Annotated in this window: 12 protein-coding genes; 6 read left to right on the top strand and 6 right to left on the bottom strand. The window is 73.7% G+C overall.

From position 1 onward, the window contains the following. Nucleotides 1-3: 3 nt before the first annotated feature. Nucleotides 4-2,883, bottom strand: coding sequence for a glycosyl hydrolase (locus A6A08_RS17555; protein WP_073703699.1), 2,880 nt, complete (start codon nt 2,881-2,883; stop codon nt 4-6). Between the two features lie 261 nt (nt 2,884-3,144). On the opposite strand from A6A08_RS17555, the gene A6A08_RS17560 reads away from it, so the two are divergent. After that, on the top strand, nt 3,145-5,316 hold the full coding sequence (locus tag A6A08_RS17560) for a RecQ family ATP-dependent DNA helicase (RefSeq protein ID WP_073703700.1): 2,172 nt from the start codon (nt 3,145-3,147) through the stop codon (nt 5,314-5,316). A gap of 41 nt (nt 5,317-5,357) precedes the next feature. Here the strand turns inward: A6A08_RS17560 and A6A08_RS17565 are convergent, their stop codons facing one another. Next, on the bottom strand, nt 5,358-6,293 hold the full coding sequence (locus tag A6A08_RS17565; protein ID WP_073703701.1) for a carbohydrate kinase family protein: 936 nt from the start codon (nt 6,291-6,293) through the stop codon (nt 5,358-5,360). Nucleotides 6,294-6,569: 276 nt separating this feature from the next. On the opposite strand from A6A08_RS17565, the gene A6A08_RS17570 reads away from it, so the two are divergent. The 4 genes from A6A08_RS17570 (at nt 6,570) to A6A08_RS17585 (ending at nt 11,871) form a co-directional block, all read left to right on the top strand. Further along, nucleotides 6,570-9,290, top strand: coding sequence for a bifunctional GNAT family N-acetyltransferase/acetate--CoA ligase family protein (locus tag A6A08_RS17570; protein WP_073703702.1), 2,721 nt, complete (start codon nt 6,570-6,572; stop codon nt 9,288-9,290). A gap of 86 nt (nt 9,291-9,376) precedes the next feature. Then, the gene (locus tag A6A08_RS17575; RefSeq protein ID WP_143181807.1) at nt 9,377-9,955 is read left to right on the top strand and encodes a DUF5998 family protein; all 579 of its coding nucleotides are present in this window, start codon (nt 9,377-9,379) and stop codon (nt 9,953-9,955) included. Nucleotides 9,956-10,275: 320 nt separating this feature from the next. Beyond that, nucleotides 10,276-11,097 (top strand): enoyl-CoA hydratase-related protein, encoded by an 822-nt coding sequence (locus tag A6A08_RS17580; protein ID WP_073703704.1) that lies wholly within the window; start codon nt 10,276-10,278, stop codon nt 11,095-11,097. A 120-nt stretch (nt 11,098-11,217) separates the two neighbouring features. Next, nucleotides 11,218-11,871 (top strand): MBL fold metallo-hydrolase, encoded by a 654-nt coding sequence (locus A6A08_RS17585; protein ID WP_073703705.1) that lies wholly within the window; start codon nt 11,218-11,220, stop codon nt 11,869-11,871. 5 nt (nt 11,872-11,876) lie between these two features. On the opposite strand, the gene A6A08_RS17590 is transcribed toward A6A08_RS17585, so the two are convergent. The 3 genes from A6A08_RS17590 to A6A08_RS28880 form a co-directional block, all read right to left on the bottom strand. After that, on the bottom strand, nt 11,877-14,027 hold the full coding sequence (locus A6A08_RS17590) for a CHAT domain-containing protein (RefSeq protein WP_073703706.1): 2,151 nt from the start codon (nt 14,025-14,027) through the stop codon (nt 11,877-11,879). Between the two features lie 274 nt (nt 14,028-14,301). Beyond that, nucleotides 14,302-14,742 (bottom strand): hypothetical protein, encoded by a 441-nt coding sequence (locus A6A08_RS17595; RefSeq protein WP_073703707.1) that lies wholly within the window; start codon nt 14,740-14,742, stop codon nt 14,302-14,304. Next, nucleotides 14,739-15,236, bottom strand: coding sequence for an RNA polymerase sigma factor (locus A6A08_RS28880; protein WP_274534051.1), 498 nt, complete (start codon nt 15,234-15,236; stop codon nt 14,739-14,741). The genes A6A08_RS17595 and A6A08_RS28880 overlap by 4 nt, the downstream gene beginning before the upstream one ends. A 497-nt stretch (nt 15,237-15,733) precedes the next feature. Here A6A08_RS28880 and A6A08_RS17605 point away from each other — a divergent pair, with 497 nt between their 5' ends. Beyond that, a complete protein-coding gene (locus A6A08_RS17605) occupies nt 15,734-16,228 on the top strand; it encodes a DUF3145 domain-containing protein (protein ID WP_073703709.1) in 495 nt (164 codons plus the stop codon). A 31-nt stretch (nt 16,229-16,259) separates the two neighbouring features. Here the strand turns inward: A6A08_RS17605 and A6A08_RS17610 are convergent, their stop codons facing one another. After that, the gene (locus A6A08_RS17610; RefSeq protein ID WP_073703710.1) at nt 16,260-16,823 is read right to left on the bottom strand and encodes a DUF1707 domain-containing protein; all 564 of its coding nucleotides are present in this window, start codon (nt 16,821-16,823) and stop codon (nt 16,260-16,262) included. Between the last annotated feature and the right edge of the window lie 109 nt (nt 16,824-16,932).

A 16,932-nucleotide genomic window follows, 5' to 3' on the forward strand; every position in this document is an offset into this window, starting at 1 on the left:
TCGTCAGTCGGTGAAGGGAATCGTGACCGAGGCGCCGCCGTCGGGGCCGAGCAGGACCTTCGAGGGCTGGCCGCCCAGGGCGCTCCACAGCTCGACGCGGACGGAGCCGCCGGTCAGGTCGCCGAGGGCTCCCTCACTGCTCGCCGGGCCCTGGCCCTGCGTGTACTCCTCCCAGCCGTCCAGGTCGTCGGTGGGGAAGTAGCGGTAGGTCTCCGTCCGGTCGTCGGCGCCGTCGCCGTCCAGGTCGTAGACCACGCGGACCTGGACCGCGTTGGCGACCGCGCTCCCGGAGTCCACCGGGAGGGAGAACGCCGTGGAGCCGCCGGTGTGGGACCCGGTCAGGCCGTCGGCGCGCAGGACCACCCGGTCCTCCGGCGGCAGGCCGTCCTGGTTGCCCCCTCCGGCGGAGGGCACGGTGATCTCGCCGGCGGATCCGTGCGGGGTGCCGGAGAGCGCGGTGGGGGTCAGGTGGAGGCGGCCGTCGCCGACGTTGCCGTCCCCGGGATCACCGGGGTCTCCGGGGTCTCCGGGGTCGCCCCCGCCGCCCTCGCCCGTGGTGGAGGCCAGGGAGCGCGGCTCCACGCGCAGTTCGGTGCCGTCCGAGAAGGAGACGGTGACCGGCTCCGGTCCCGGGTTGAACGCGGTGTGGGTGCGGGTGCCGCCGTCGTCGAAGACCGCGTAGTGCGCGGTGTCGGCGGTGACGGAGGTGTCGACGGTGCCCACCTCGGCGAGCGTGGAGACCCACTGGTAGGTGTGCGGCTTGGAGCTGCCCGCCTCCGGTTCGTAGGTGTCCCACTGCTCCTCGAACATGCGCAGGGCGTCGTCGCCGTCGGAGAGGGCGCGGTGCGCCCAGTGGATGTCGCGCCAGATCTGCGGTTCGCGGCCGAGGCGGTCCACCAGGGACTCGTACATGGCGCCGGCATGCGCGGGGTCGTACCCCAGGTACAGCGAGCCCGCGGTGATGGGCAGGTAGTTGATGCCGTAGTGCTCCTCCTCACCGCCGTCCCACCAGATGCGGTAGTCGCCGCCGTCGCCCCAGACCATGCCCACGACGTCGTGCTCGAAGTCCTCGGGGAACGTGTCGCCGCCGTGGTCCTGCCAGTAGCGGGCGATGGCGGAGGCCTGGGTGGTGTGCAGGTACACGCCCAGGTCGCGCAGCTCCTCGTCGCCGGTCAGCGAACCGAACAGGGCGGTGGCGGCGGCGAAGTGCATGCCCTCGGAGGAGGACTCCTGGTTGTTGCCCGCGGCGAACCCGGCGTGCCCGGAGGCCCAGCCGTGTCCCGCGTAGGGGGAGAAGGAGCGCAGGCGCGGGAACATGCTCCCGTCGCGGTCGGTCTCGGCCACGTCCCGGATCAGCAGGCGGACCATGCCGCCCCAGGCGTCCTCGTCGGCCCACGCGCTGTCGTAGCGGGCGACGACGGCCGCCGCCGAGACGAAGTAGCCGTAGTGGAAGTCGTGGTCGTTGACCTCCTGGGCGGCGCCGAAGCTGTCCGGGTAGCCGAGCATGGTGCCCCACTCGGCGTTGTGGTGGAACTGGCGGGTGCCCCCGGCGGTCAGCCAGTCCTCCAGGCGCCCCCTGACCAGGGCGAGGAGCTCGTCGCGGGCCTCGGTGTACCCGATGGAGTCGGCGATGGGCACGAGCTGGGCCAGGCGCCCCATGGCCTTGCCGTCCCAGTAGGTGTCGCCGGGCTCGGGGAAGGGCTCGGGGTCGGCGAGGACCTCGTCGATGAGCTGGCGCATCCGGTCGTGGTCGGCGCCGTCCACGGTCGGCAGGCTGGGCAGGATGCCCTGGGTGGTCAGCTCGGTGGTGAAGCTGTTCCCCTCGACCACCCGCATCTCACCGCGCGGCGAGGTGTAGGAGAGGCCGGTGAGCCCGGTGACGGCGTTGTCCCACTGGTGGGGGTAGAGCGCCATCAGCGTGCCGGTCTCCCCGCCCTCGCGCGCCTCGGTCTCCAGCCGGTAGGTGCTGGTCAGGGTGGCGGCGGCCTCGTCGTAGTCGTACTCGACGACGGAGCCGGTGACGAAGGAGTGGGCGTAGGGGGCGAAGGCGTCCAGGTCCTCGGGGGAGGGGAGCACCGCCACGGAGTAGTGCCCGTCGGCTCCGGTGGCGGCGGTGAAGGTGTTCCCGGACCGGGCCCAGGCGGAGCCGGAGGGGGCGAAGAGGGCGTAGTGGCGGCCGTCGACGCTCGCGCCGACCACCGCTCCGTCCTCGTGCCAGACGTCGGGCGGGCTGGAGAAGGCCACCTCGGCGTCGCCGCCGTGGGTCTCGGCGTAGGCGAAGGGCATGCCCTGGCCGATGGTGACGCGCAGGGAGGAGCCGCCGCCCTCCCAGTGCGCGGTGACCGTCCAGTCGTCGCTGTCGGCCACACGGGTGTCGGGGGAGTCCAGTCCGGTCGCGCCCAGGGACAGGTCGGCGGTGTGGGGGTGCTCGTACTTGAGCCCGTCGCCGACGAGGCGGTGGTCCTCCGGGTAGCCCATCTCCAGGCCGCCCGCGTGGGGGCGGAAGCTGGCGGGGTGGGCGAAGAGGTTCTCGCCGTAGGGGTTGTCGGGGTAGCGCTGGAAGATGAGGGAGGACCACCACTCGTTGGTGGGGGCGGGTCCCCGGTAGTCCTCGGTGACCTTGGGCGATACCGGCTCGCCGTTGAGGTCGGAGGGGACGGAGGCCCCCGCGGGGAGGGCCTCGGCGTAGCTTCCCGCGCCCACCGGGACCTGTGCCGTCGCGGCGGACGCGGGGTCGACGCCGTGGAGGGTGAGGGCCGGGGCGGACGCTCCGACGACGGCCAGTGCCGCCGCTGCGGCCAGTGTCCCCAGCCGCGGGGTCCGCCGGGACGAGGCCCGGGATCTCGGGTGGCGGGAGCCCGGCCGACTCCATGGATGCTGCATGGTGCGCCTTTCGCTCGTTCTCGCGGGAGGCCGCCCCCGTAGGTGCGGGAGCGCTCCCAGGTGTGAGCCTTGGCGATGAGTGTTCAGCCGGACACGGAGAAGCGCAATGCCAGGAAAGTGGAAAGTTTCCTTACTGTTACAAGGGTGGGCCAGTGTGCTCTGATGGGACTCGGTACCGATATGTCCGTCGTGTGCCGCTCCGGGAGACCGGGCCTGTGGACGACGCCTCGACGGTCCCCCGGCTCTGGTACCAAAGGACGTATGGCCACACCCACCCCTGACCACACCGTCCCCACCGACGCCTCCGGCGGCGGGCTGCGCGAGCGCGCCGAGGCGCACCTGCGGGCCCTGGCCGGGGACTCCGCCCGGCTGCGCGAGGACCAGTGGACCGCCATCCACGCCCTGGCCGCCGAGCGCCGCAGGGCCCTCGTCGTCCAGCGCACCGGCTGGGGCAAGTCGGCGGTGTACTTCGTGGCCACCGCGCTCAGGCGCGCCGAGGGGGCGGGCCCCACCGTCATCGTCTCCCCGCTGCTGGCGCTGATGCGCAACCAGATCGCCGCCGCCGAGCGCGCGGGCATCCACGCGCGCACCATCAACAGCTCCAACACCACCGACTGGGAGGCGGCCTACGCCGACGTGGCGGCGGGCAGGGTCGACGTGCTGCTGGTCAGCCCCGAGCGCCTCAACAACCCCGAGTTCCGCGACCGGGTCCTGCCCGAGCTGGCCGCCGGGGCGGGCCTGGTCGTCATCGACGAGGCCCACTGCGTCTCCGACTGGGGCCACGACTTCCGCCCCGACTACCGGCGGATCCGCTCCCTGCTGCACGACCTGCCCGGCGGCGTCCCGGTGCTGGCCACCACCGCCACCGCCAACGAGCGCGTCACCCGCGACGTCGCCGAGCAGCTCCAGGCGGGCGGCGAGCGCGAGGACACCCTGGTCCTGCGCGGCCCCCTGGAGCGCGAGAGCCTGCGCCTGGCCGTCGCACGGCTGCCCGACCCCACGGCCCGGCTCAGCTGGCTGGCCGAGCACCTGCCCAAGATCCAGGGCTCGGGCATCGTCTACACGCTCACCGTCAGCGCCGCCCAGGAGACCGCCCGCTTCCTGACCGAGCAGGGCATGGACGTGCGCGCCTACACCGGCCAGACCGACCCCGACGAGCGCCGCGAGGCCGAGGACGACCTGCTCGCCAACCGGGTCAAGGCCCTGGTCGCCACCAGCGCGCTGGGCATGGGCTTCGACAAGCCGGACCTGGGCTTCGTCGTCCACCTGGGCGCCCCCCAGTCCCCGATCTCCTACTACCAGCAGGTCGGCCGCGCCGGCCGCGGCGTGGAGCGGGCCGAGGCGGTGCTGCTGCCCGGCCGCGAGGACACCCAGATCTGGGAGTACTTCGCCGGGCTGTCCTTCCCGCCCGAGCAGACCGTGCGCCAGACCCTGGAGGTGCTCGCCGGGGCCGACCGGCCGCTGTCGCCCGCCCACCTGGAGACCCGGGTGGACCTGCGCCGCACCCGCCTGGAGCAGATGCTCAAGGTACTGGACGTGGACGGGGCCGTCCGCCGGGTCCGGGGCGGCTGGGAGGCCACGGGGCAGCCGTGGACCTACGACGCCGACCGCTACGAGGCGGTCAGCCGTGCGCGCGAGCGCGAGCAGCGCGCCATGCTCGACTACATCGACCTCGACACCTGCCGGATGGAGTTCCTGCGCCGCCAGCTGGACGACCCGGAGGCCGCACCCTGCGGGCGCTGCGACGTGTGCACGGGGGAGTACTGGCCCACCGACGTCGACTCCACCCGGCGCGAGGCCGCGGCCGAGCACCTGGACCGGCCCGGCACCCCGATCGCGCCGCGCCGACAGTGGCCGACCGGGATGGGCACCCTGGGCGTGGACCTGTCCGGAAAGATCAAGGAGGAGCTGCGTGCCGGGGAGGGGCGCGCCCTGGGCCGCCTCACCGACATCGGCTGGGGCAACGAGCTGCGCCGCGTCCTGGCGGCCGACGCCCCCGACGCGCCGGTGGACGAGCGCGTGGTCCAGGGAGTCGTGCGGGTCCTGGCCTCCTGGGGGTGGGAGCGCCGCCCCGTCGGGGTGGCGGTGATGCCCTCGCTCACCCGCCCCGGGATGATCACCGACCTGGCCTCACGGCTGGCCCGGCTCGGGCGGCTCGTCCCCGTGGGGGCGCTGGAGTACCGCACCGAGGGCGGCCCGGGGCCCCGGAGGCACAACAGCGCGATGCGCCTGGAACAGGTGTACTCGGCCCTGGTCGCGGGGGACGGGCTGACGGAGCGGATGGCCCGGCTCCAGGAGCAGACGCCGGGGCCGGTGCTGCTGGTCGACGACTTCGTCGACACCGGATGGAGCCTCACCGTGGGCGCCGCCCTGCTCCGCCGTGCCGGGGCGCCCGAGGTCCTGCCGCTCACCCTGGCCACCACAGGGAGCTGACCCGGCGGGGTTCCGGCGGCCGCCGCGCGGGGCCGACGGGCCTAGCGGATGCGCTGGCCGCGCGGGGCGCCGCGGCGGACCGGCTGTTCCTCGCCCAGGTCCGGGCGGGCGCCCGGCTGGTGCAGGGCGCGTGCGGCCAGGTGGTGCGCCCGGCCCAGCGCCTCCTTGGGGTGGCGTCCGGCCAGCCACTCGGGCAGGAAGCCGGCGATGAACGCGTCGCCGGCGCCCACCGATCCGGGGGAGGGGTCCACCGGCTCGGCGGGCGCCGTCACGCAGTCCTCACGGGTCTTGGACGCCCACAGGCCGCCCTTGTCGCCCAGCTTGAGCACCACGTTCGGGAACCAGGCGGTCAGCACCTTCGCGGCGGCCTCGGGCTCGTCCCGCCCGGTGAGCACCCGGGCCTGGTCGACGTTGGCGAACAGCAGGCGCGCGCCCTGCGTCCAGTCCAGGAAGTTCTCCGCGCCCGCGCGCTCCAGCGGCGCGTGCGAGCCGGCGTCCACCGAGATCGACATCCCGCTCTCGCGGGCCATGCGCAGCGCCACCCGGGCGGCGCGTCGGGAGTCGGGGTTGATCAGCGTGTACCCCGACACGTGCAGGTGCCCGTCCGGGGCGAACACGTCGCGGGGCAGGTCCTCGGGCTGCAGGCGCGCGTTGGCGCCCGGGTCGCTCAGCATCGTCCGGTCGCCCCGGTGCGTGATCATCACCACGCAGGTGCCGGTGGGGCGCTCGGGGTCCATCACCATGCGCGAGTCCAGGCCGTAGCCCATGAGCTCCATCTCGCGGGTGCGTCCGGTGATGTCGGAGCCCCGGCGACCGACGAAGGTGGTCTCGGTGCCCTCCACGGCCAGCCACGAGGCGATGTTCGCCCCGGAACCGCCGCCGTACATGACCACGGACGCCGGAGTGTCGCTGCCGCGGGCCAACGGGTGGAACGCGCGCGCGACGGCGTCGGTCATCAGGTCACCGATCACGACCACTCGTGTCATTTCGCCAGCCACCGCCGAGGATTATGAGATTCCGTGCTCGCACGACGTTAACAGGTGAACTGTCAGCGGCGTGTAACGAAGTGACAGCGCCCCGGCCACACCGGGTCCGATTCCTTCCCGGGGCCCGCAACCCCGGCAGGACGGGAAACCGGGACCCGCGGGACCGGTTCCGCGGGACGCGCCAGGAGGGTCCTCCGAGCGGGGGTTTTCGCGGCACCCGCATGGACTTTCCCCGGATTCGGCCGTTTGTCGTCTAGTCTCGCAGTCGTGCAGTCCTACCCGAACCACTGGGAAGCCGACGTCGTCCTCACCGACGGAGGCACCGCGCACTTGCGCCCCATCACCCCCGAAGACGCCGACCTGCTCCGAGAGTTCCACGCCAGGCTCTCCCCGGAGACCATCTACTACCGGTTCTTCGCGCCCTATCCCAAGCTCTCCGACCGCGACGTCAGGCGCTTCACCAACGTCGACTACGAGGACCGCGTGGCACTGGTCGCCACCATCTCCGACTCCCTCGTCGCCGTGGTGCGCTACGACAAGGTGGCCCCCGAGGAGGCCGAGGTCGCCTTCGTGGTGGAGGACGCCCACCAGGGCCGCGGCCTGGCGTCGGTGCTGCTGGAGCACATCGGCGCGGCCGCGCGCGAACGCGGCATGCGGCGTTTCATCGCCGACGTGCTGCCCGAGAACCGGCGGATGATCAACGTCTTCCGCGAGGCGGGGTACACCGCCCAGCAGACCTTCGACGAGGGCGTCATCCGGCTCACCCTGGACCTCCAGCCCACCGACGACTCCACCGAGGTCATGCGGGCCCGCGAACAGCGCGCCGAGTCGCGCTCCATCGCCCGCCTGCTCTTCCCGAACTCGGTCGCGGTCATCGGCGCCAGCCGCACCGCGCACACCATCGGCCAGACGGCCCTGCGCAACCTGCTCGGCGGCGAGTTCCAGGGCCCCGTCTACCCCGTCCACCCCGAGGCCAAGGCGGTCGTGGGCGTGCGCGCCTACCCCTCGGTCCTGGACATCCCCGACCAGGTCGACCTCGCCGTCGTGGCGGTGCGCGCCGACATGGTGGTCGACGTGGTCGAGCAGTGCGCCGAGAAGGGCGTGCACGGACTCATCGTGGTCAGCTCCGGGTTCGGCGAGACCGGGCCCGAGGGCCGCGCCCGCCAGGACGAACTGGTGCGCACCGCGCGCGCGGCCGGGATGCGCGTGGTCGGTCCCAACTGCCTGGGCATCGCCAACACCGACCCCTCGGTCTCGCTCAACGCCACCCTGTCCCCGGACCTGCCGCCCAGCGGCACCATCGGGTTCTTCTCCCAGTCCGGCGCCCTGGGCCGCGCCATCCTCCAGCGCGTCGCCGAGCGCGGGATGGGCCTGTCCACCTTCGTCTCGGCGGGCAACCGCGCCGACGTGTCCGGCAACGACCTCATGCAGTACTGGCAGGAGGACCCGGCCACCGAGGTGGTGCTGCAGTACCTGGAGTCGCTGGGCAACCCGCGCAAGTTCACCCGCCTGGCCCGCCGCCTGGCCAAGCAGAAGCCGGTCGTGGCGGTGCGCAGCGGCGGCTCGGCGCGGACCACGCCCACCGGCCACGCCGCGGGCGGGCTCTCCCTGCCCGACTACGCGGTCACCTCGCTGTTCCAGCAGGCCGGGGTGGTACGGGTGGACGACATCACGCAGATGTTCGACGCCGCCCAGGTGTTCGCCTACCAGCCGCTGCCCGAGGGGCCCCGCGTGGGCGTCATCGGCAACTCCGACTCCCTGGAGCTGCTGGTCAAGGACGCGGCCGTGCGCCAGGGGCTCAAACCGCACGACCCGGTCAACCTGGGCCCCCAGGCCACCGCCGAGGACTTCGACCGCGCACTGGAGACGGTGCTGGCCGCCGAGGACGTGCACTCGGTCGTGGTGGTGTTCGTCCCCGCGCTGCACCCCATCTCCGACGACGTGGCCCGTGTGCTGCGGGCCCGCTCCCTGAACTCGGACAAGCCCATCGTCACCACCTACCTGGCCCGCCAGGGGGTCCCCGACGAGCTGCGCCAGGTCGGTGGGCGGGGCGAGACCCTGCGCGGGTCGGTGCCCTCCTACCCCTCCCCCGAGGACGCGGTGCGCGCCCTGGCCTACGCCACCCGCTACGCCCAGTGGCGCAACCGCAAACCCGGGCGCCACCCCGAGCTGCCCGACATCGACCGGGCCCGCGCCCGCGCCACCATCGCCCGAGCGCTCAAGAACGCCATGCCCCGGTCGGAGGACATCGCCTGGTTCGGCGGGGAGCGCCGCTACGACGAGGAGACGTCGATCTCCGGCGAGGACGCCCGCGACCTGCTGTCCTGCTACGGCATCACCGCCTACCCCGACATCCCGGTCTCCTCGGAGGAGGAGGCCGTGGTGGCCGCCGGGGAGCTGGGCTACCCGGCGGTGGTCAAGGCCGACTCCCCGGACCTGCGCCTGCGGGCGGGCGGTACGTTCGTACGCGCCGACCTGCGCACCCCCGAGGACGTGCGCAGCGCCTTCGCCTCCCTGCACGACCGCTTCGGGGAGGAGGCCTCGCTCGTCGTCCAGCGCATGGTCGCCCCGGGCGTGCCCACGGTCATCCGGGCGGGGGACAACCAGTCCTTCGGCTCGGTGGTCTCCTTCGGCCTGGCGGACGTGACCGCCGAGCTGCTCGACGACCGGGCCTTCCGGCTGGCGCCGCTCACCGACATGGACGCCGCCGACATCATCCACTCCGTGCGCGCCGCCCCGCTGCTGTTCGGACTGCCGGCCGGCGCGACCTCGCTCGCCGAGCAGCCCAACGTGGAGGCGCTGGAGGAGCTCCTCATCCGGGTGTCGCGCCTGGTCGAGGCCTTCCCGGAGATCGGCTACGTCGACCTGGACCCGGTCCTGGTCAACGCCACCGGCGCCCACGTGCTGGGCGCGCGCATGTGGCTGAGGGAGGCTCCCGAGGTGCGGCCGGACGCCGGCCCCCGGCGACTGCGCGGGGTGACGTTCTGATCATGGGATGGGCGTCCCGTTTCACGTCACGGTCGCGAAGTGTCACGGGAAGGAGGCAGGATAGGAGCATGAGGAAAACACGTGCCGTGTCCACGGACTGGCGGATGGAGATCGAGCGCAGCGGGTACTACCCCGCGCTGGTGATCGACGCCGTCGCCGATGTCCTGGGTGACGAGAGCGCCGAGGCGTTCATCGTGCACCACGAGGCGACCTTCGACCCGGCCATGGAGATGCGGCGGCACATCACCGTGATGCTGCTGACCGCGACCCGGCTCGTGGTGTGCCACACCGACGAGCACCCGCCCACCGAGCCCGGTGGCACCTCGCATGCCTCCACCACGACCGACAGCATCCAGTTGGGCAACATCCAGTCGGTGGCCCTGACCCGGGTGGTGCCCAACCCCGCCCAGTACACGCCGGGCAGCCTGCCCAGCGAGCTGGTGCTGAGCGTCAACCTCTCCGTGAACTGGGGCGCGATCGCCCACATCGACCTCGAACCGGCCTCCTGCGCGGACGAGGCGTGCGAGCTCGACCACGGCTACACCGGGGCGATCACCGCCGAGCCGCTCACCCTGCGCGTGAGCGAGGCCGCGGACGGCGCCCCGGCCGTCTCGGCGATGATGCACTTCGCCGACGCCCTGTCCGCGGCGACCACCCGCCGCTGAGGGCGCCGGGGCCGGGAGGGGTCCTTCACCGGGACCGGCGGCCCGGGGCACGGGAGGCTCGGGGGACCAGGCGCCGCTTCCGCCGTGTCGCGTAACACGGGGGCCATCAACCGTCATCGGGAATTGACGAACGCGGTGTGAGGAAGCGTGGTGGCTCGACGACCCGGCCGTCTAGGGTTGAACCGGATTCGTGCACAACGCTACAAGTCAGACGTGTCCGGTCACGAGCCGGACGTGTACACGCGCCGCGAGGAACCGCCGCGCTCCCGCCCCTTCCCCGCAACACGCGAGGACGCACCCCGGAGAAAGGCCCGTCTGCGATGACGCAGCACCCCTCCCCGACACCCCCGGACGACACGCCCCTGGTACGCCTGACCGTCGACCGGGCCATCGCCACGATCACCCTCGACTCCCCCCGCAACCGCAACGCGCTGTCCGCGCGTTTGCGCTCGGAGCTGTCCAAGGCCCTCGCCGACGCGGTGGCCGACGACGGGGTGCGCGGTGTCGTGCTCACCGGCGCCGGCCCCGTGTTCTGTGCGGGAGCCGACCTCAAGGAGGTCGGCGCGGCGCTCCGGGGCACCCCGGTCGAACCCGCGCCCGAACTCCCCGAGATCTTCGAGCAGATCATGGGCGCCCCCAAACCGGTGATCGCCGTCCTCAACGGTGCCGCCCGGGCCGGGGGCATAGGGCTGGTGGCCGCCGCCGACATCGCGCTGGCGCCCAAGAGCGCCACGTTCGCCTTCACCGAGGTGCGCATCGGTGTGGTCCCCGCCGTCATCTCCGTCCCGGTGTCCGCGCGTATGCACTCGCGCCAGCTCAGCCACTACTTCCTCACCGGAGAGCTGTTCGACGCCTCCGAGGCCGCCAGGGCGGGCCTCATCACCCAGGCCGTGCCCGACCGCGACATGGAGCACGCGGTGGACGCGGTCCTGCAGGGGCTGCGGGGATCGGCGCCGCGCGCGCTGTCGCGGACCAAGGAACTCCTGGGTGAACTGGGCTCGGGCGCGCTGGCCACCGCCGACCGTCGGGCCGAGGCCTTCGCCCGGATGGGTGAGCTGTCCGCCGAGTTCTTCGGGAGCGAGGACGCGGCCGAGGGCCGCGCCGCCTTCTTCGAGAAGCGCCCGCCGCGCTGGGCCCGCTAGCCGGGGCCCGAACGCCGCTCCGAACGCAGGGGGCACCCGGGGGCCGGACCTTCTGTCACCGGGTGTCCGGCCCGCGCGACCCGGGTGCGTCCGCTCCCCGCGACAGGTCACAATGGTCGGGTGAGTTACTCCGGAGATACCAGGGTCGGCGGCCCCCCCGACCTGCGACGACTAACGCATCTGACGATCGCCAAACTGGCCGTCGGGCCGATGGACAACAACACCTACCTGCTGCGTTGCCGTGCCACCGACGAGGCCGTGCTCATCGACGCGGCGGCCGAGCCCGACCGCATCCTGGAACTGATCGGCGAGAAAGGTCTGGCGCGGGTGGTCACCACCCACCGCCACCAGGACCACTGGCAGGCCCTGGCCGAGGTCGTCGGCCAGACCGGCGCCCGCACGGTCGCCCATCCCGACGACAGCGGGGAGCTCCCTGTCTCCGTGGACGAGCCCGTCGTGCACGGGTCGCGCGTCCCCGTGGGGGAGGGCTTCCTGACCGTCATCCACCTGCGCGGGCACACCCCCGGGTCGATCGCCCTGCGCTACGACGACCCCGACGGCCGGACCCACCTGTTCACCGGTGACAGCCTCTTCCCGGGCGGTGTCGGCCGTACCTGGTCCGACGAGGACTTCCGCGTCCTGCTCGGGGACGTGGAGGAGCGCCTGTTCGGTTCGATGGCCGACGACACCTGGGTCTACCCCGGGCACGGGCGCGACACCACCCTGGGAACCGAGCGCCCGCACCTGGACGAGTGGCGCGAGCGCGGCTGGTAGCGGTCTCAGGCGCCGAAGCAGCAGAAGCCGATCGGCCCGAGGTGAACAGCCACCGCCTCGGGCAGGGGCACGCCCCCCGCGAACGACCGGTGGAAGCGGCGCATCGCCGTGTCGGTCCTGGAGTCCCCGACGGGGACGGGGCTGGCCACCACCGCGCGGACCCCGGCGGCGAGCAGTGCGCCGACGAACCCCAGCGGCGCCCCGGTACGGCCCGCGAAGCCCCGGCCGCTCCAGCAGGTGGACAGGACCACCACGTCCGGCACCCGGGGCAGCGCGGTCAGGTCGCAGGCGAGCAGGGGGCCGTCGTCCAGCGTGACCGAGGCGAGCATGGGCGCACGGTGGGGAACGCGCCCGTGTCCGGCCAGGTGGACCAGGTCGGCCTCCTCGAAGGCGGCCAGCACCTCCGAGCGCCCGGTCCGGTCGGCGGTGAGCACACGCGCCTTCGGGTAGAGGCCGGCCAGCCCGGCCACCTCGCGCCCGGCCCCGGCGGGGCCGGGCGCCGCCACCAGCAGTACACGTCCGGGTACGGCGGGTCCGGCGGTGCCGGCGGGGGCGCGGTCCAGCCAGAACCGGGCGGTGGGCACCAGGTGCGTCGGACGCCCCCGTAGCGGAGGAAGCATGCCCCACGGCGGATCGCCCAGGTAGGGGTCGCCCGCCACCACCAGCGGGCGGTCCCCGACCAGCGGCAGCAGCGGACCGAGCAGGGCGTCGGCGGCGGTGCCGGCCGCCTTCCGGGCGTCGTCCCCGAACGCGTGCCCGGGGAGCAGCAGCGGGTGCACGAACCGGCCGAGCGCCCGTGCCACGCGGGGCAGCGGCCCCAGTACCCGGGCGTGGACCCGGCCGTCCGCGGCCACGAGCGCCACGGCCTCCCCGCCGGCCCTCGTGTACCGGACGAACGCCCGGTCGCCGAGCCTCTCCGAGAGCGCGTCGGCCACGGGCACGGGCCGCGGGTCCCGGCGCGGTCCGTCCGCGTGCTCCCGTGCGGGCGCGGAGGGAGACGGGGAGCCGGACGACCGCGCGGACCGGGCCTCGTGGTGCGCCTGCCAGCGGGCGGACTCCATGCGTCGTGCGACGGTGTTGGGGTCGCGGCCGCCGGCCAGGGCGTCCCGGTAGTGCTCGGCCAGCGAGACCGTCGCCGGCGTACGCACCCCGGGGCCGGGGACGCGGGGGACCGCCCAGGTCCGGGCCAGCTCCGCCCACTCCAGGGCGGCCGCCGCGTCCCCGGCCTCCAGCGCGTTCTCCAACCCCGCCTGGACCACGTGCGGGTCGTTCCCCGCCTCCGCGAGCCAGGGCCCCGGCATGCGGGACGAGGTGCGCTCCAGCGCGTCCAGCGCCCGGTGCGGCGCGGCCCGTCCGCGCGGTTCCGGCACCGCCAACGGCCTCCGGGCGGCCAGGGCGTTGCGCGCCCGGGACACGGGACGGGACCGGTCGCCGCGCACCGCGATCCGCTCCAGGCGCGCGGCCAGCCGGTGCCACTGCGAACCGGTACCGAACGTGTACCGCACCCGGCGGGTGAGTTCGACGGCGCGGAGGCGGTCGCCCCGCAGCAGCCGCAGCTTGGCCTCCACCAGCATGGTGTGGGCCGACGCGGGCGCCCCGTCGGCCCAGGGGCCGTCCACCAGGGCCGCCGCGGCGTCCTCCACCAGGCCCTCGGCCAGCAGCGCCTCGGCCAGGTCCACGTGCAGGGCCTCCCGCCGCTCGGGGGGAAGGCGGTCGGTCAGGCCGTGGAAGGTGGCGATGGCCCCTGAGGCGTCGCCCCGGTAGAGGCTCAGGCACCCCAGGTTCTGGCGGACCACCATGTCCATCAGCGGCAGACGGCGCTCCTCCGCCAGGGAGCGGGCCTCGCACAGGTGGTCCTCGGCCTGGGCGAAACGTCCGCACAGCGTCTGTGCCAGTCCCAGGTTGAGCAGGACTCCCGGCATCACCGTCACGGACTCGGCGACCGGGTGGCCGCGGAGCCGCCGATGGGTGTCGGTCAGCAGTGCCGCGGTCTGCTCGAACATGCCGCCCTCCTGCGCCATCAGTACTCCGCGGGTGACCCGGGCGAGCAGTGTTCTGCCGGAGCGCAGCACAGTGTGGTCGAGTTCGTCCTGTACGTCCGGGAGGGGGAGGGAGGAGTCCGGGGGGAGGGGGGACGGCTGGGCGTGCAGGGACACGTACGGGTGCCTTTCACCGAGGGGGGAGGTCCGGCCCCCAGGAATAGCAGCGGTGAGGGTGCGGCGGGAGTGGTCGGAGCCGATCTGGGGCGACCCGGCGTGCGCGAACCCGGACGAAGCCGGATGAAGGGCCATGACCGTGAGTGTGTTCACGTTGTCCCCCAACCCGGGTTCGGAGCGTCCCGTACTGTGACGGCTGGGATGCCGTGGCCCGAACACCGCGGCCGGGGTGGCGCTGCACGGGGCGCCGGGGCGGCCGGGACGGGCCTTCCGGTCAGATGGTGAACCAGTCGGTGACCACCGTCGGGTGGCCCATCCTGCGCAGTGACAGGCTGATCGGACCGCGGGCCAGGCCGGACAGGGTGAACCTGCCGTCCTCACCGACCCGCAGGCGGTCGGAGGAGCCGGGGCGGCGCACGTGCAGGACCGCGTGTTCGCACTCCCCGGTGGCCAGCCCGGACAGGGCGCGCAGCCTCCCCTCCGAGTGGACCTGGAGGTCCATGGTGAGGTCTTCGTGCTCGAACCGCAGGACGGCCACCGCCACACCGTCCGCACCGTCCTCGGCGGAGCGCAGGACCTCGGTGGCGGGTTCGGCCTCCCCGGTCAGCCGGGCCACGTCGGAGCCGTCGTCGCAGCGGTCGAAGGCGGCCAGGGCGGCCGACCGCCCCTCCAGGGCCCACGGGGGGAGGGGGTCGGTCCCGGGCTGGTCCCTCACGTCGGTTCCTCCAGGAGGCGGCGGAGTCTGCGGAGCATGCGGCGCCGCTGGTTCGCGGCGGTCCTCGGGTTCACCTGGCCGTCGGCGGACCGGGGGCCGTCGGGGTCGAAGGGCTCGTCCGCGGCCCCGTCGAGGTAGAACAGGGCGGCACGCCGCTCTCCGGGGTCGGTCAGCCGACGGATCGCGCGGCGCAGTTCGTCGTGCTCCTCCTTGTGCAGGTAGGCGGACTCGGGCCCCGGAGCCCGGAGGGAGTCGTCCCGGGGGAGGCTCCGGGGGTCGACCGGCTGCAGGCGGGCGCTCTGGCGGCGCTGGCGGCCGCAGACGTCGCGGGTGACCCGGCGCAGCCAGGAGCGGAGCATCTCGGGGGAGCGCAGGCGGGGCAGGTGCTGGTTCAGGGTCAGCCACACCGTCTGCACGGCGTCCTCCCGGTCCGGAGGGGACAGGTGGTAGGAGCGGGCGACCGCGTTCACGACGGGCAGGTGCCGGTCCACGATGGCCTCCCACGCCCCGTGCTCGCCCCGGCAGGCCCGCCGTACGAGTTCCGCGTCACCGGGAAAGGCGTCAGGGGCGGGGGAGGGAGGAGGAACCGGAGACGGGCCACCGCCCCGTCCGCCCGCGTCCCGTGGTGTTCCGCCCGTCCCGAAGCCGATCGTGGCGCGGCCGGTTGTGGCCGTGTCCGGCGAAGGCGGGGGTGCTTCCTCCTGAGAAAAGGTCGAAAGTACGGTTTGAGGAGAGGTTCGGGTGCCACGGATGCCCTCGTGCGACTGGTCTGGCACACCCGCCCCCACTATGATCGGACTCCCGCTCGCCGGGGCTCACGCTAGTCTCTCGGGCCTCCGGGCGCGGCGGGAACGCTGGAAAAGACCAGTGTGAGCGCTGGTTCTCAGTGTGCCCTTGGGGCACAATGGGGCAAAAGAATTCAGGCGGGTATGCAACCTTCTCGTGGTACGAGGGCGTCGGGGAAGCGCACTCGTTCGTATCAGGAGGTTCGGTGTCCGCACGTGGCGTCTTGTACGTCCACTCCGCGCCCGCGGCGCTGTGCCCACACGTCGAGTGGGCGGTCGCGGGCGTTGTTGGAGTACCCGTGAAACTCGACTGGGTCGCCCAGCCCGCGGCACCCGGCAACCATCGGGCCGAGCTCAACTGGCAGGGGAGGCCGGGAACGGCGGGCGCGGTGGCCTCGGCGCTGAACACGTGGCAGCGCCTGCGTTTCGAGGTGACCGAGGAGGGGTCGCCCGGCTGCGACGGCATGCGCTACAGCTACACGCCCTCCCTCGGCATGTTCACCGCCCTCACCAGTGCCGCGGGGGAGGTCCTCGTGCCGGAGGGCCGTCTGCGCCTCGCCGTGGAGCGGGCCGCCGCCGACGGCGTCGAGCTGGCCGCCGAGATCGAACGCCTCACCGGCCGGGCCTGGGACGAGGAGCTGGAACCCTTCCGCTACGCGGGCGACGGCGCTCCGGTGCGCTGGCTCCACGCGGCGGGCTGAGCGCCGGGAGGGGCGGGCCTGCGCCCTGGCGTCAGGGCGGCTCCTCCCCGCTGGGCCAGATGGCGGAGGCGAGCAGGACGGCCGCCCATATGCCCAGCGGCACCAGCGGCCAGTAGGGCACGAGCTCCCCGTCCATCAGGCTCACCGCGCCCCAGACGCCGGTGAGGGCCACCGCGACGCCCAGCCACCAGCGCCACTCCTCGCCCCACCCCCGCCAGGCGGCGGGCAGGACGGACAGGTCGCCTCCGGCGGAGGAGCCGCGGCGTGAGGGCGGGCGGGGACCGGGTCCGCACCCGGGGCCGGTGCGCGCCGCCTCCGGCGGGCCGTGCCTCAGGTCCCGCCGGTCCGGCGGGTCGGTCCAGGCGGGTCCGGGGGAGGAAGGCCCGTGCGCGGAGAGGTCGGGGACGGGAAGGTCGGCGGTCAGCGAGCGCAGCTCGCCGAGCAGCACGGCGCCCAGTGCCAGACCCACCCGGTGGTCGTACTCCTCGTGGTCCAGGCGGCCCTCGACGAACGCGGTGGTGAGGTGCTCCACCGTGAGGTCGCGTTCGGCGTCCGAGGCGCGCATCTGGTTCAGCGGCAGGCGTTCGTCCTCCACTTCCCACCCCCAAAGGCGCGAGTTGGTGACCACACGATACGCGTCGCGCCCGGCGTGGAAAAGGGATACACGGAAAGTGAGACGGCACCTCCCGCGCAGAGCCCGGGAG

The organism is Nocardiopsis sp. TSRI0078 (assembly GCF_001905145.1).
Classification (GTDB): domain Bacteria; phylum Actinomycetota; class Actinomycetes; order Streptosporangiales; family Streptosporangiaceae; genus Nocardiopsis.